This is a genomic window from Streptomyces sp. NPDC004542 (genome assembly GCF_040610035.1).
Classification (GTDB): Bacteria; Actinomycetota; Actinomycetes; order Streptomycetales; family Streptomycetaceae; genus Streptomyces.
In genome coordinates, this window is sequence record NZ_JBEXLP010000009.1 from 1 (window position 1) to 14,529 (window position 14,529).

Genomic DNA, 14,529 nt, shown 5'->3' on the forward strand with positions numbered 1-14,529 from the left:
CCGCAGACGGAGGGGTTGGGGTTGACGGTCACCGTGGTGGTGCTGGCGGCCTGGTTGACGGTGACCGGTGCGGTGCCGGTCGACGGGGTGAAGCAGCCGTTCCCGTTGTAGGTGGCGGTGATGGTGCCGGTCGCCAGCGTGGTGGTGACGCACGCCTTCCCGCCCGGGCCAAGCGCGAGGGTCTCGTTGAGCCCGCCGGGGCCGGTGAGGGTGACCGTTCCGGTGGGTGTGCCGGTGCCGGGCGGGACCGCGGTGACGGTGGCGCAGACGGTCACGGCCTGACCGCAGACCGAGGGGGTGGGTTCGACGGTCACCGTGGTGGTGGTGGCGGTCTGGTTGACGGTGACCGGTGCCGTGCCGGTCGAGGGGGCGAAGCATTCGTCGCCGTTGTAGGTGGCGGTGACGGTGCCGGTGCCCAGGTTGGTGGTGGTGGCGCAGGCGGTGCCGTCGGTGTTGAGGGGGACGGTGGTGTCGAGTCCGCCGGGGCCGGTGAAGGTGACGGTTCCGGTGGGTGTGCCGGTGCCGGGCGGGACCGCGGTGACGGTGGCGCAGACGGTCACGGTCTGGCCGCAGACGGAGGGGTTCGGTTCGGCGGTCACCGTGGTGGTGCTGGCCGCCTGGTCGACCGTCATGTCGAGGGTGCCCGCCGAGCCCGCGAAGCAGGTGTCCCCGTTGTACGTGGCCACGTATGTGCCGCTGGTGAGGCCGTCGGTGGTCAGACACGCCGTGCCGCCCGCGCCAAGGGCGAGTGTCTCGTTGAATCCGCCGGGGCCGGTGAAGGTGACGGTTCCGGTGGGGGTGCCACTACCGGGTGCGACCGCCGTCACCGTGGCGCACACCGTCACCGTCTGGCCGCACACCGACGGGTTCGGGTCCGCCGAAACCGAGACCGCGCTCATCGCCTGGTTGACCGTCACCTCGACCGTCCTCACCGACGGCAGGAAGCATGGGTCGCCTCCGTAGGAGGCGGTGACCGTGCCGCTGACGAGGCCGCTGGTGGTCACGCACGCCGTGCCGTCCGCGTCCAGCCCGACCACCTGGGTGCTGCCGTCGGGAAGCAGGAAGCTGAGGGTTCCGGTGGGGGTGCCGGTGCCGGGCGGGAGCGCGGTGACCGTGGCGCACACCGTCACCGTCTGGCCGCACACCGACGGGCTCGGGTCCACGGACACCGCCACCTGGCTCGACGCCTGGCTGACGGTCACGTCCCGTGAGCCCGTCGACGGCAGGAAGCAGTCGTCGCCGGCGTAGCTGACGGTGACCGTACCGGTCTGCAGCGTGGTGGTGACGCACGCGGTGCCGTTCGCGTCGAGTGTCGTCGTCTCGTCGAGTCCGCCGGGGCCGGTGAAGGTGACGGTTCCGGTGGGTGTGCCGCTACCGGGCGGAAGCGCCGTGACCGTGGCGCAGACGGTCACGGTCTGGCCGCACACCGACGGGTCCGGCTCCACCGAGACCGCCACCGTGCTCATCGCCGGTTCGACCGTCGCGTTCGCGGTGCCGGTCGACGCGGTGAAGCAGGTGTCGCCGTTGTAGGTGGCGGTGACGGTGCCGGTGCCCAGGTTGGTGGTGGTGGCGCAGGCGGTTCCGTCGGTGTTGAGGGGGACGGTGGTGTCGAGTCCGCCGGGGCCGGTGAAGGTGACGGTTCCGGTGGGTGTGCCGGTGCCGGGTGGGACTGCGGTGACGGTGGCGCAGACGGTCACGGTCTGGCCGCAGACGGAGGGGTCGGGCTCGACGGTCACCGTGGTGCTGCTGGCGGCCTGGTTGACGGTGACCGGTGCGGTGCCGGTCGACGCGGTGAAGCAGGTGTCGCCGTTGTAGGTGGCGGTGACGGTGCCGGTCGCCAGGCTGGTGGTGGTGACGCAGGCGGTGCCGTTCGCGTCGAGTGTCGTCGTCTCGTCGAGTCCGCCGGGGCCGGTGAAGGTGACGGTTCCGGTGGGTGTGCCGGTGCCGGGTGGGACCGCGGTGACGGTGGCGCAGACGGTCACGGCTTGACCGCAGACGGAGGGGGCGGGCTCGACGGACACGGTGGTGGTGCTGGCGGCCTGGTTGACGGTGACCGGTGCGGTGCCGGTCGAGCCGGTGAAGCACTCGTCGCCGTTGTAGGTGGCGGTGACGGTGCCGGTGCCCAGGTTGGTGGTGGTGGCGCAGGCGGTGCCGTCGGTGTTGAGGGGGACGGTGGTGTTGAGTCCGCCGGGGCCGGTGAAGGTGACGGTTCCGGTGGGTGTGCCGGTGCCGGGTGGGACCGCGGTGACGGTGGCGCAGACGGTCACGGTCTGGCCGCAGACGGAGGGGTCGGGCTCGACGGTCACCGTGGTGGTGCTGGCGGCCTGGTTGACGGTGACCGGTGCGGTGCCGGTCGAGCCGGTGAAGCATCCGTCGCCGTTGTAGGTGGCGGTGACGGTGCCGGTCGCCAGGTTGGTGGTGGTGGCGCAGGCGGTTCCGTCGGTGTTGAGGGGGACGGTGGTGTTGAGTCCGCCGGGGCCGGTGAAGGTGACGGTTCCGGTGGGTGTGCCGGTGCCGGGCGGGACCGCGGTGACGGTGGCGCAGACGGTCACGGTCTGGCCGCAGACGGAGGGGTCGGGCTCGACGGTCACCGTGGTGCTGCTGGCCGCCGGGCCGACCGTCACGTCGAAGGTGCCGGTCGCGCTCGCGTAGCACGTGTCCCCGTCGTAGGCGACGGTGACCGTGCCGGTCGCCAGCGTGGTCGTGGTGACGCACGCCGTGCCGCTGGCGTCCAGAGTCACCGTCTGGTCCAGCCCGCCGGGACCGGTGAAGGTCACCGAGCCCGACGGAGTGCCGACGCCCGAGGCGACCCGCGTCACGGTGGCGCAGAGCGTCACCGTCTCACCGCACACCGACGGGTCGGGGTCGGCCGAGACGGTGACCGAGACGGGCGCCTGCTCGACGACGTGGGGCGTCAGGGGGGAGTTCGACGCGTCGAAGTTCGCGTCGCCACTGTAGAAGGCGGCTGCCTGGTGTAAGCCGACGGCGAGGTCGTCGAACGTGACCTGTGCCTGCCCGTTCTGGTCCACGGGAGCGGTCAGCACCGGACCGTCGTCGCTGACGAGGAAGGACACCGTGCCCGTGGGGGTTCCCGCGCCCGGCGGAACGGGGGTCACCTGCGCGGTGAAGGTCACCGGCTGGCCGCAGAAGGAGGGTTCGGGGGTGACGGACAGGGCGGTGGTGGTGTTCGCGAGGGTGACCTCCTGGGTGTCCGCGCCCGTGGAGGGGTCGTACTCGGCGTCGCCCGAGTAGTCGGCCTGCACGCTGTGGAGACCGGTGTCCAGGTTGTTCGTCGTGTACTGGGCCTGGCCGCTCGTGTCGAGCGTGACCGTGGTGACGGGCACGCCGTCGACGATGAACTCGACGCTGCCGGTCGGGACGGGGCCGCCGGCGACTTCCGGCTGGACGGTGGAGGTGAAGGTGACCGACTGACCGAAGACGGATGGATCCGGCGCAGAGGTCACGATGGTGGTCGAAATGGCCATGGTTCGGCTCCTTTCGGATGACACACGAAAGCAGGTGATCGCCATCGCCCATGTGGTCTGTGGCCGAGTGCGGGACATACGCGGACAGGCCGGTGCGGCGTTCCGGTAATGGCCCTTGTCCGCGCGGAGTCGGGGGACATCACCCGCTGATGTCAGCAGTAGGCACTCCGATTGGTCCGCTCAGCCAGATGGGCGAACCGAATACCACCCTTTCGGCGCAGCGCACTTAAGGGCAGGGGAGGTGAAAAATTAATATCGTGCGATGTTTTTGGCGTGCCCCTTGCTGTGCCGTTTACCTGGGCTCCTGCAGAAAGCCGTGGTGTTCACGACTCCGTCCACGAGATGCGCGTTCCCGCCGAGCGGTTGTCCCCGCCGTGCTGCCCATGCCCGGGCGGCGGTGGTCAGCGGCTCTCCTGCCCGACGATGCGGGTGAGTTCGACGCGGGAGCGTACGCCGAGGAGGACGAAGACGTTACGCAGGTGGTAGTCGACCGTGCGGGTACTGACGGCCAGCCGTTGGGCCACCTCCCGGTTGGTGGCGCCCTCGGCCACGTGGCGTGCGATCCGCAGTTGCTGCGGTGTCAGGCACGACAGCCCCGCCGTCGGGTCCTTGCCGGACGCGGCGCCGTTGGCGCGCAGTTCACCGCGTGCTTGGTCGGCCCAGGCGCCCGCGCCGCAGCGTTCGAAGGCGACCAGGGCGGACCCCAGCCGGCCCCGGGCCTCGCGCAGCCGGCGGCGGCGCCGCAGCCACCGGCCGTACAGGAGCTCGGTGCGGGCGCGTTCGAAGTCTCCGACGGACTCGTCGTGCAAGCTCAAAGCGGACTGGAAGAGGTCGTCGGCTTCTTGGCCGTCCGCGGTCAGCAGGGCCCGGCAGCGGGCGAGTTGGGCCTTCGCGTGCGGGTCGGTACCGAAGGCCGCCCACCAGTCGAGCCCGGCGACGACCCGCCGCGCGTCCTCCGGCTGCCCGGCGAACACCGCCGCCTCCACGAAGCACGGCGCGGCCAGCATCCACACCGCGAAATGACCACGCCGGGGGCCGGGGCCGACGAGCGGGCCCAGCCGGTCGGCGGCCTCCAGGGGGCGGCCACGGGACAGGTCGGCGCGGGCGGTCGCCCACTCGGCCAGGGTCGCCGTCTGAGCCAGACCGTGGCGGCGGGCGGTCCCCAGGGCGGCAGAGGCATGGCCGGCGACCGCTGTGGTGTCCCCCTCGATCGATGCGGCCAGGGCGAGCATCGCGTGGTGGCTCGCCGCCGTGTTGCGGTGGCCGGCCGTCACCGCGGCCCGCACACCCTCCTCGGCGTGGGCACGCGCCTGCGCGTGGCGGCCGGCACGCAGTTCCGCGTAGGCCAGGTACTCCAAGGCCCGCGCTTCCCAGGCGGCGCACCCCGCGTTGCGGGCCGCCGCGAGGGCGCGGGCCCCGATGGTGAGGCCCGCGCGTACGTCCCCCAGCATCAGGGCCGCCTTCGCGGCGCGCAGCAGTCGCTCCGGCCGGCCGTCGGTGCGCGCTTGCTCCAGCACGCGCCGCAGTGGCTTGACGGCGTGCTCCGGCTGCCGGGTCAGCAGACCCCGTACGCCGTCGCGGTAGTCCCGGAAGAACCCTGTCGTCCCGGTACCGGGCTCGTCCGGGGATGCCGTTGCCGTGGCCGTGGGCCTGAGCGGATGGGGGTGACCGTCCGGCCTTATTGGTGTGTCCATGTCACTCAGGATGGCCAGGCAAGCCGTGACATCGCCCGCCGCCCAGGCGGAATCCACCGCCGAGAGGCGTGCTTCCTCGGCCAGGTCCGGGTAGTCCTCGGCCAGGAGGGATGCGGCCAGCAACAGCGACTCGCGCGCGTCACCTACCGGTCCGTCGAACAACTGCTGCCTGCCACGCGCGAGTTCGATCTGCCCACGACCCTCGGCAAACGGCCGGACGGCGTCTCGTCCGTCCCGGACGGCGACGCGGGGGGCCGGCCGCACTCTGCTCGTGTCTAAGGTCACTCGACGGAGACTACTTGTGCGTAATGGAGACCGGGAGATTGAAATGCGCACTTTTCGCGCGCACGTGTGCATCCAGCGAACACGGCAGACGGACCGGTGGACGAACCTGGCGGCGGACGCGTGGCGCGCGCCCGCCGCCAGGTGCTCAGCGCCGCGGACTCGGAGGCCCGGCGGCACCCGATGTCACGAACTGTGCGGGCAGTTGCCCCGGTACTCCTCGATCGTCGTGCTCGGCTGCGGCAGCGGGCACAGGAACTGCTCATAACGGGTGTCGTTGTCGATGAACCGCTTGAGCCAGGAAATGCTGTACTTCGCGACCGTCGTGTTCGACATGGTGGGTGTGGAGTGCGTCGCCCCGTTCAGCTCCAGATAGGCCCGGTCCAGCGAGGAGGGCAGACTCGTGTAGAAGGGTTCGGCGTGGGAGGAGACGGGGGCGACGGTGTCTCCGTCGGCTCCGACGATCAGGGTCGGCGTGCTCACCTCGGGCCAGGTCTTGTCGGTGTCCCACGGGGTCAGCGGGATCGCTGCCTGAAGGGCTGGACGCGACTTGGCGGCCTCCAGACTGCCGCCGCCGCCCATCGAGTGGCCCATGACGCCGAGGCGGGAAGCATCTATGCGGGTGCGCACCGAACTGGTCCCGGTGAGGTAGTCCAGGGCCGCCAGCAACTGGGTTCCGCGGGAGGCGGGCTGGTCGTACACGCTCTGCGTGTCGATGGTCATCACCACGAAGCCCTGCGAGGCCAGGCGCGGTCCGAGCCAGGCGACGGACGACTGGGTCGCGGTGAACCCGGGCGAGATGGCCACCGCGCCGAAGGTGCCGTCGCTGGTGCTCGTCGGATAGTAGATGGTGCCGCCGCCGAACCCGGTCACGGATCCCGCGGAGACGGATGTCTGCGACACGGCGTACGGGCCGCGAGCCGCCTCGATGCTGGCCGTGGTCGGGGCCGGACCGCGCTCGTAGGGGTTGGCGGCTGCCTGGGCGCCCTGGCTGTTCAGGGGGCCCAGGCTGAGGATGACGGCGAGCGCCGCGGCGGCACCGGCCAGTCGCCGGGGTGATCTGCCGGCGCGGGTGTGTGATGCGGTGTGGGGGTGGAGTTGCACCACGAGTTGTCCTTTCCTGTGGTGGCGGGCGGCCCGGCCGGCGGGGCACACGGGACGCGGGGCGTCAGCCGCATGCCCGGGGCGGGCGCCGCCGTGGGGATGGCCGAGTCATTGTCGAAGAGCGGTCCCCGCGCGGGGACCGGCAATATCACCGGTCTTGAGGGGGGCCGCCTCGCAGACGCGCGGCAGGCGGTGCCGCAGGACGGCTCGGGCACTCGTCCCCGGCTGTCACGCTCGGTTACTATGCTCACTTCGGGTCGGAGGGTGGAAGCAAGGCTGCGCCGCGAGGGAATCTGCCATGGAATGCAAGGTAAAAAGATCGTGGGGCCTTGGAATATGTTGAGAGAGGTCACCGCGACCCGCTACGTCGCACCCCTGCACTCCGGCGGCTCCGTGCCGGCACTCGTCGAGGCCGACGACCTCGGCACCTACGTCGTGAAGTTCACCGGCTCCGCGCAGGGCCGCAAGGCGCTCGTCGCCGAGGTGATCGTGGGCGAGCTGGCCCGCGCGCTGGACCTGCGCTTCCCCGAACTGGTCCTGGTGCGCTTCGACCCGGCGATCGCCGCCGACGAGCCCCACCAGGAGGTGCGGGAACTGCACGGCGCCAGCGCCGGCGTGAATCTCGGCATGGACCACCTGCCGGGTGCCGGGGACTTCACCCCGGAGGTCGCCGAGACCTTCCGTGTGGACCCGCTGGAGGCGGGCCGGATCGTCTGGCTGGACGCGCTGACCGCGAACGTCGACCGCACCGTCCACAGCTCGAACCTGATGGTCTGGCCCACCTTCGGGACGGTCCCGCCGCGGCTGTGGCTCATCGACCACGGTGCCGCCCTGGTCTTCCACCACCGCTGGGCCGCGTCCGACCCCGCGAAGGCGTACGACTTCCGCCACCACGCGCTCGGCCGCTACGCCCCCGACGTACGGGCCGCCGACGAGGCACTCGCCCCCAGGGTCACCCGGGAACTGCTGCGGGACATCGTGGCCGAGGTCCCGGACGCCTGGCTGGCCGGCGAGGAGGGCTTCGCCACGCCGGACGACGTCCGCACGGCGTACGTGGAGTACCTGCACGCGCGCGTGGCGGCCTCCGCGCACTGGCTGCCCACCGACTTCCCCGGCCGGGAGGAACTCGCCGCCGAGGAGGCGCGGCGCGCGGCGCGGACCCAGCAGGGCCGGCCGGACTGGCTGAAGCGGGTCCCCGACCTGCACGGCAAGCCGGCCGCGGAACAGGATTGGTCGGTGCACCTGGGATGAGCACGCATGACGGGCGGGTCGAGATCGAGTACTGCACCCAGTGCCGCTGGCTGCCCCGCGCGGCCTGGCTGGCGCAGGAGCTGCTGACGACCTTCGAGGAGGAGCTGACCGAGCTGGCCCTGAAGCCCGGCAAGGGCGGGGTCTTCGTGGTCCGCGTCGGCGGCGAGGTGGTGTGGGACCGGCGGGAACAGGGCTTCCCCGAGCCGACGGCGGTGAAGCGGGCGGTGCGCGACCGAGTGGCCCCGGGCAGGTCCCTGGGCCACTCGGACACGCCCGCCTGAGCGTCAGCCCTCGAGCCGCTCGTACGCGGGCAGCGTCAGGAAGTCCGCGTAGTCCTCGTCGAGGGCGACCTTCAGCAGCAGGTCGTGGGCCTGCTGCCAGTGCCCGGCCGCGAAGGCCTGCTCGCCGGTCTCCTCGCGGATGCCGTCCAGTACCCCGGCGGCCACCTGCCGCGCCAGCTGAGGGGTGACCTTGACCGTGGTCCCGTCGTGCTCGAACTCGACGCCCGCGTTGATCCACTGCCAGATCTGCGAGCGGGAGATCTCGGCGGTGGCCGCGTCCTCCATCAGGTGGAAGATGGCGACCGCGCCGAGGCCGCGCAGCCACGCCTCGATGTAACGGATGCCCACCTGGACGGCGTTGACGAGTCCGTCGTACGTGGGACGGGCGTCCAGGGAGTCGATCGCGATCAGGTCGGCCGCCGTCACGTGGACGTCCTCGCGCAGGCGGTCCTTCTGGTGCGGTCTGTCGCCGAGCACCCGGTCGAAGGACTCCATGGCGATCGGGACCAGGTCGGGGTGGGCCACCCAGGAGCCGTCGAAACCGTCGTTCGCCTCACGGTCCTTGTCGGCACGCACCTTCTCGAAGGCGACCTTGTTGACCTCCGCGTCCCGGCGCGAGGGGATGAACGCCGCCATACCGCCGATCGCGTGCGCGCCGCGCCGGTGGCAGGTGCGGACGAGGAGTTCGGTGTACGCCCGCATGAACGGGGCGGTCATCGTGACCGCGTTGCGGTCCGGCAGGACGAACCTGGCGCCGGCGTCACGGAAGTTCTTGACGATGGAGAACAGGTAGTCCCAGCGGCCCGCGTTCAACCCGGAGGCGTGGTCGCGGAGTTCGTAGAGGATCTCCTCCATCTCGTACGCGGCCGTGATCGTCTCGATCAGGACGGTGGCGCGGATCGTGCCCTGCGGGATGCCGAGGTGGTCCTGCGCGAAGACGAACACCTCGTTCCAGAGGCGGGCCTCGAGGTGCGACTCGGTCTTCGGCAGGTAGAAGTACGGGCCCTTGCCGAGGTCGAGGAGGCGCCGGGCGTTGTGGAAGAAGTACAGGCCGAAGTCGACGAGGGCGCCGGGAACCCGGCGGCCGTCGGCGTCGACGAGGTGACGCTCGTCCAGGTGCCAGCCGCGCGGGCGCATGACGACGGTCGCCAGTTCCCCGGCCGGGCGCAGGGCGTACGACTTGCCCGACACCGGGTCGGTGAAGTCGATGTTCCGGGTGTAGGCGTCGATCAGGTTGAGCTGGCCGAGTACCACGTTCTCCCAGGTGGGGGAGGAGGCGTCCTCGAAGTCGGCGAGCCAGATCCGGGCGCCCGAGTTGAGCGCGTTGACGGTCATCCTGCGGTCGGTGGGGCCGGTGATCTCCACCCGGCGGTCGTTCAGGGCGGCCGGGGCCGGGGCCACGCGCCAGGAGTCGTCCGCGCGGATCGCGGCCGTCTCGGGGAGGAAGTCGAGCGTGGCGGTACGGGCGATCTCGGCGCGGCGCTCGGCACGGCGGGCGAGGAGTTCGTCACGGCGCGGGGTGAACCGCCGGTGCAGCTCGGCCACGAAGGCGAGCGCCGCGTCGGTGAGGACCTCCTCCTGCCGGGGCAGGGGCTCGGCGTCGACGACGACGGCGGCGGGCGGGGGTGGCGCTGGTGCGGACATGGGCGGTCACTTCCTTCGGCGGCGGCACCGGGCGATAGTGGATAGTAGTTTCCTCATCGTGGAACTTCAACGGTGTGTTGATGTCGTGGCCACCCTCCTCACTCGAGGTGCGCGAGGTCCGCCTCGGTGTCGATGTCGTACGGCCGTGCCACGTCCCCGCACTCGACGATCGTGAGCGCCCCGGGGTTCTCCTTCAGGTACGCGCGTGCCCCCCGGTCGCCCGTGGCGGTCGCGGCGATGCCCGCCCAGTGCGCCGCGCCGAGCAGGACGGGGTGGCCGCGTACCCCGTCGTAGACCGCCGAGACCAGGGAGTGCTCGTCCCGGTACGCGGCGAGCACCCGCGCCACCGCCTCCGGCCCGATGCCCGGCTGGTCGACGAGCGAGACCAGCGCGGCCCGCGCGCCGGTGCCGGCCAGCGAGTCCAGTCCCGCCCGCAGCGAGCTGCCCATGCCCGTCTCCCAGGCCGGGTTGTCGACGAGTACGCATCCGGTCAGCCGCGCCCGCTCCCGTACCAGGTCCGCGCCGGCCCCGAGGACCACGTGCACCCGCTCGCAGCCGGCCGCGCGCAGTACCCCGGCCGCGTGCTCCACCAGGGGCCGGCCCCGGTGTGCGAGCAGTGCCTTGGGCCGTCCCCCGAGCCGTCTGCCGCCCCCTGCGGCGAGGAGCAGCCCGGCGATCTGGTGGTGGTCGTCCGTCATGGGTCCTGCATACCCGACGGCGGAGGGAGCGGCCGGCTTCCGTGGACCGAATTTCGGTCCGCGTGCTGGCGCGCCCCGCACCGGGTGGCGTTTACTGGCCCGCGTCCCCCGGCACCCGGCCAGTGCCACGGGGGCGTGCGCCGGGGGAAGGCGGGGAACACGGGCGCACGGAGGAGCGTGAGGGGGAGGGCTGTGTTGCGGAGCTTGGGGCAGAGACCAGTGACCGGCAGTGACGAGGATCCGAGGGTGGCGGAACTGCGGACCGCGGTGTCCCGCCTGCGCCGGGAACTCGCCACGCATCCGGCGGAGTTCCCCGACCGGGGGATCGCCGAGGACGAACTCGCCGCGCTGGCCGCGATGACGTCCGGCGGACTCCCCGAGGTACCGCGGCTGCGCCGCTCACTCTTACTGATCGCGAGCGCGATCGGGTCCGTCAGCGCCCTGGCGCGGGGCCTGGCGGACGTCCGTGACGCCGTGGACCTGTTCGGCGAGCCGCCGCGCGGCTGACGCCCGTGTCCCGTGCCCGTCGGGGCGCCGGCTCAGGACGACAGCGCCTGGGACAGCTCCGTCGCCACCTGCTGGAGGACCGGCACGATCCGTTCCGTGGCCGTCTCGGTGACCCGGCCGGCCGGGCCGGAGATCGAGATGGCGGTGGCGGTGGGGGAGCCGGGGACGGAGACCGCGAGGCAGCGGACCCCTATCTCCTGCTCGTTGTCGTCGACCGCGTAGCCCTGGCGGCGCACGTCCGCCAGGGCCGCCAGGAAGCCCTCCGGGGTGGTGATCGTCTTCTCGGTCGCGGCCGGCATGCCGGTGCGGGCCAGCAGGGCGCGTACCTCGTCGTCCGGGGTGGTGGCGAGCAGCGCCTTGCCCACGCCGGTGGAGTGCGGCAGGACGCGCCGGCCGACCTCGGTGAACATGCGCATGGAGTGCTTGGACGGCACCTGCGCCACGTAGACGATCTCGTCCCCGTCGAGCAGCGCCATGTTCGCCGTCTCGCCGGTCTCCTCGACCAGGCGGGCCAGGTGGGGGCGGGCCCAGGCGCCGAGCAGCCGGGAGGCCGACTCGCCCAGGCGGATCAGGCGCGGGCCGAGGGCGTAGCGCCGGTTGGGCTGCTGGCGTACGTACCCGCAGGCCACGAGCGTGCGCATCAGGCGGTGGATGGTGGGCAGCGGCAGCCCGCTGCTCGCCGACAGCTCGCTCAGGCCGACCTCGCCGCCCGCGTCCGCCATCCGCTCGAGCAGGTCGAAGGCGCGCTCGAGGGACTGGACCCCACCGCCGCCCGTGGACCTGGCGGACCCGGTGGTGCTGGCGCGGGACGTCGGCACGGCGCGCTCCTTCCGAACGATATTCTGCGTACCGGAATTTTAATTCCGCTTTACGGAAAAGTCCAGAGAGGCGGGTCGGTGGTGGGCCGCAGGTGCCGGAAAGCAGTGTGCCTCTTGACTCCTGAGGAAGCGGAGTGAAGACTCCTTCAACAGAACGTTGAAGTCCGTTACGTAAAGGTAAATCCCGTTTCCCGGGAGTGAACGGCGACGGAGAGGGGTCCGGGGTGTCCGAGGCCGAACTGGTGCTGCGCTCCACACGGGTCATCACCCCGGAAGGGACCCGTGCCGCGTCGGTCGCGGTGTCCGCCGGGACGATCACCGCCGTCCTGCCGTACGACGAGCCCGTACCCGGGGGTGCCCGCCTGGAGGACCTCGGCGACCACGTGCTGCTGCCCGGACTGGTCGACACCCACGTCCACGTCAACGACCCCGGCCGCACCGAGTGGGAGGGCTTCTGGACCGCCACGCGCGCGGCGGCGGCCGGCGGCATCACCACCCTCGTCGACATGCCGCTCAACTCCCTCCCGCCGACCACGACGGTCGGCCACCTCCGCACCAAACGGGAGGCCGCCGCCGGCAAGGCCCACGTCGACGTCGGCTTCTGGGGCGGCGCCCTGCCCGACAACGTCCCGGACCTGCGCCCGCTGCACGACGCCGGCGTCTTCGGCTTCAAGGCCTTCCTGTCCCCGTCCGGCGTGGACGAGTTCCCGCACCTCGACCAGGAGCGACTGGCCCGGTCCCTGGCCGAGATCGCCGGCTTCGACGGCCTGCTGATCGTGCACGCCGAGGACCCGCGGCACCTGGACGAGGCCCCCCGCCGGGGCGGCCCCCGCTACGCCGACTTCCTCGCCTCCCGGCCGGGCCGCGCCGAGGTCACGGCCGTCGCGAACCTGATCGGCCAGGCCAGGCGCCTGCACGCGCGCGTGCACGTGCTGCACCTGTCCTCCGGTGACGCGCTGCCGCTGATCGCCGCCGCGAAGGCGGACGGGGTCCGCGTCACGGCCGAGACCTGCCCCCACTACCTCACCCTGACCGCCGAGGAAGTCCCCGACGGCGCGAGCGAGTTCAAGTGCTGCCCGCCGATCCGCGAGGCCGCCAACCAGGACCTGCTGTGGCAGGCGCTGGCCGACGGCACCATCGACTGCGTGGTGACCGACCACTCGCCCTCCACCGCCGACCTCAAGACCGCCGACTTCGCCACGGCCTGGGGCGGCATCTCCGGCCTCCAGCTCAGTCTGGCCGCCGTGTGGACCGAGGCCCGCCGGCGCGGGCACGGCCTCGAGGACGTGGTCCGCTGGATGTCGACGCGCACGGCGGAACTGGCCGGCCTCGACCGCAAGGGCGCCATCGCGCCGGGCCGCGACGCCGACTTCGCCGTCCTCGCGCCGGACGAGACGTTCACCGTGGAACCGGCGGCCCTCCAGCACCGCAACCGTGTCACGGCGTACGCGGGCCGCACCCTCACCGGCGTCGTGAAGTCCACCTGGCTGCGCGGCGAGCGCATCGTGGCGGACGGCGGGTTCACCGCGCCGAAGGGCCGCCTGCTCACCCGGACGCGCTGACCCCCGCCCGGCCCCCCCGCAGCGGCCGAGAACCGAAAGGAACCCCTGATCGACGTGACGGCGATCGAGACCTTCACCGGCGACGCGAACCCCTACAAAGGCGGCGACCCGTACGCGGACTACCGCACCGCCGACTTCCCCTTCACCCACCTCGCCGACCTCGCCGACCGCCGGCTCGGCGCCTCGGTCGTCGCCGCAGGCGACGAGTTCTTCGCCGACCGCGAGAACCTGCTGCTGCCCGGCCGGGCCGAGTTCGACCCGGAGCGCTTCGGGCACAAGGGCAAGATCATGGACGGCTGGGAGACCCGCCGCAGGCGCGGCGCCTCGGCGGAGCACCCCTGGCCCACGGCGGAGGACCACGACTGGGCCCTGGTCCGCCTCGGCGCGCCCGGCGTGATCCGGGGCATCGTCGTCGACACCGCCCACTTCCGTGGCAACCACCCGCAGGCGGTGTCGGTCGAGGGCACCTCCGTGCCGGGCTCACCGTCCCCCGCGGAACTCCTGTCCGGCGACGTGACATGGACCACGCTGGTGCCACGCACCCCGGTCGGCGGCCACGCGGCGAACGGCTTCTCCGTATCGGCGCAGCAGCGCGTCACCCACCTGCGGGTCAACCAGCACCCCGACGGCGGCATCGCGCGCCTGCGCGTGTACGGGGAGGTCGTACCGGACCCGCGGTGGCTCGAGGCCCTCGGCACCTTCGACGTGGTCGCCCTGGAGAACGGCGGCCGGGTCGAGGACGCCTCCGACCTCTTCTACTCCCCGGCCGCCAACACCATCCGGCCGGGCCGCTCCCACCGGATGGACGACGGCTGGGAGACCCGCCGGCGTCGCGACCGCGGCCACGACTGGATCCGCTACCGGCTCACCGCCCAGGCCCGGGTCCGGGCCCTGGAGATCGACACGGCCTGCCTCAAGGGCAACAGCGCGGGCTGGGCCTCGGTGTCCCTGAAGGACGGCGCGGACGGCGAGTGGCGGGAAGTGCTGCCCCGCACCCGCCTCCAGCCCGACACCTGCCACCGCTTCGTCCTCCCGGCACCCGCCGTCGGCACGCACGCGCGCGTGGACATATTCCCGGACGGAGGCATCTCCCGCCTGCGGCTGTTCGGCTCACCGACTCAGGCGGGCGCGGCGCAGCTGACCGCACGTCACCGGGAGCTGGGCGGCTGACCGAGGAGGCGGTGGGGGCGGAACGCCCCGCGG

11 protein-coding genes are annotated in these 14,529 nt (G+C 72.3%); 5 read left to right on the plus strand and 6 right to left on the minus strand.

From position 1 onward, the window contains the following. From ABZX30_RS07880 to ABZX30_RS07890, 3 genes are all read right to left on the minus strand, one after another. On the minus strand, nucleotides 1-3,485 hold a 3,485-nt coding region (locus ABZX30_RS07880; RefSeq protein WP_355930206.1), incomplete at its 3' end, for an Ig-like domain-containing protein. 401 nt (nucleotides 3,486-3,886) lie between these two features. Next, nucleotides 3,887-5,464, minus strand: a complete 1,578-nt coding sequence (locus ABZX30_RS07885) for a LuxR C-terminal-related transcriptional regulator (protein ID WP_355930207.1) — start codon at nucleotides 5,462-5,464, stop codon at nucleotides 3,887-3,889. A gap of 183 nt (nucleotides 5,465-5,647) precedes the next feature. Beyond that, entirely contained in the window at nucleotides 5,648-6,565 is a 918-nt protein-coding gene (locus tag ABZX30_RS07890; RefSeq protein WP_355930492.1) for an alpha/beta hydrolase, read from the minus strand. A 336-nt stretch (nucleotides 6,566-6,901) separates the two neighbouring features. Here ABZX30_RS07890 and ABZX30_RS07895 point away from each other — a divergent pair, with 336 nt between their 5' ends. Together ABZX30_RS07895 and ABZX30_RS07900 are read left to right on the plus strand one after the other, a co-directional pair. After that, nucleotides 6,902-7,816, plus strand: coding sequence for a HipA family kinase (locus tag ABZX30_RS07895; RefSeq protein WP_355930210.1), 915 nt, complete (start codon nucleotides 6,902-6,904; stop codon nucleotides 7,814-7,816). Further along, complete coding sequence (locus ABZX30_RS07900; RefSeq protein ID WP_355930213.1) at nucleotides 7,813-8,097, plus strand: SelT/SelW/SelH family protein; 285 nt, start codon at nucleotides 7,813-7,815, stop codon at nucleotides 8,095-8,097. The genes ABZX30_RS07895 and ABZX30_RS07900 overlap by 4 nt, the downstream gene beginning before the upstream one ends. A gap of 3 nt (nucleotides 8,098-8,100) precedes the next feature. Here the strand turns inward: ABZX30_RS07900 and aceB are convergent, their stop codons facing one another. Next, complete coding sequence (gene aceB / locus ABZX30_RS07905) at nucleotides 8,101-9,741, minus strand: malate synthase A (protein WP_355930216.1); 1,641 nt, start codon at nucleotides 9,739-9,741, stop codon at nucleotides 8,101-8,103. A 98-nt stretch (nucleotides 9,742-9,839) separates the two neighbouring features. Further along, complete coding sequence (locus ABZX30_RS07910; protein WP_355930219.1) at nucleotides 9,840-10,439, minus strand: nucleotidyltransferase family protein; 600 nt, start codon at nucleotides 10,437-10,439, stop codon at nucleotides 9,840-9,842. Nucleotides 10,440-10,631: 192 nt separating this feature from the next. Between ABZX30_RS07910 and ABZX30_RS07915 the strand changes: the two genes are divergently transcribed. Beyond that, on the plus strand, nucleotides 10,632-10,946 hold the full coding sequence (locus tag ABZX30_RS07915) for a DUF5955 family protein (protein ID WP_355930221.1): 315 nt from the start codon (nucleotides 10,632-10,634) through the stop codon (nucleotides 10,944-10,946). Between the two features lie 32 nt (nucleotides 10,947-10,978). Here ABZX30_RS07915 and ABZX30_RS07920 read toward each other — a convergent pair whose 3' ends face one another. Next, nucleotides 10,979-11,764, minus strand: coding sequence for an IclR family transcriptional regulator (locus tag ABZX30_RS07920; RefSeq protein WP_355930224.1), 786 nt, complete (start codon nucleotides 11,762-11,764; stop codon nucleotides 10,979-10,981). 224 nt (nucleotides 11,765-11,988) lie between these two features. Between ABZX30_RS07920 and allB the strand changes: the two genes are divergently transcribed. Next, on the plus strand, nucleotides 11,989-13,326 hold the full coding sequence (allB, locus tag ABZX30_RS07925) for an allantoinase AllB (RefSeq protein ID WP_355930227.1): 1,338 nt from the start codon (nucleotides 11,989-11,991) through the stop codon (nucleotides 13,324-13,326). A 54-nt stretch (nucleotides 13,327-13,380) separates the two neighbouring features. After that, on the plus strand, nucleotides 13,381-14,496 hold the full coding sequence (alc, locus tag ABZX30_RS07930; protein ID WP_355930230.1) for an allantoicase: 1,116 nt from the start codon (nucleotides 13,381-13,383) through the stop codon (nucleotides 14,494-14,496). Nucleotides 14,497-14,529: the final 33 nt, after the last annotated feature.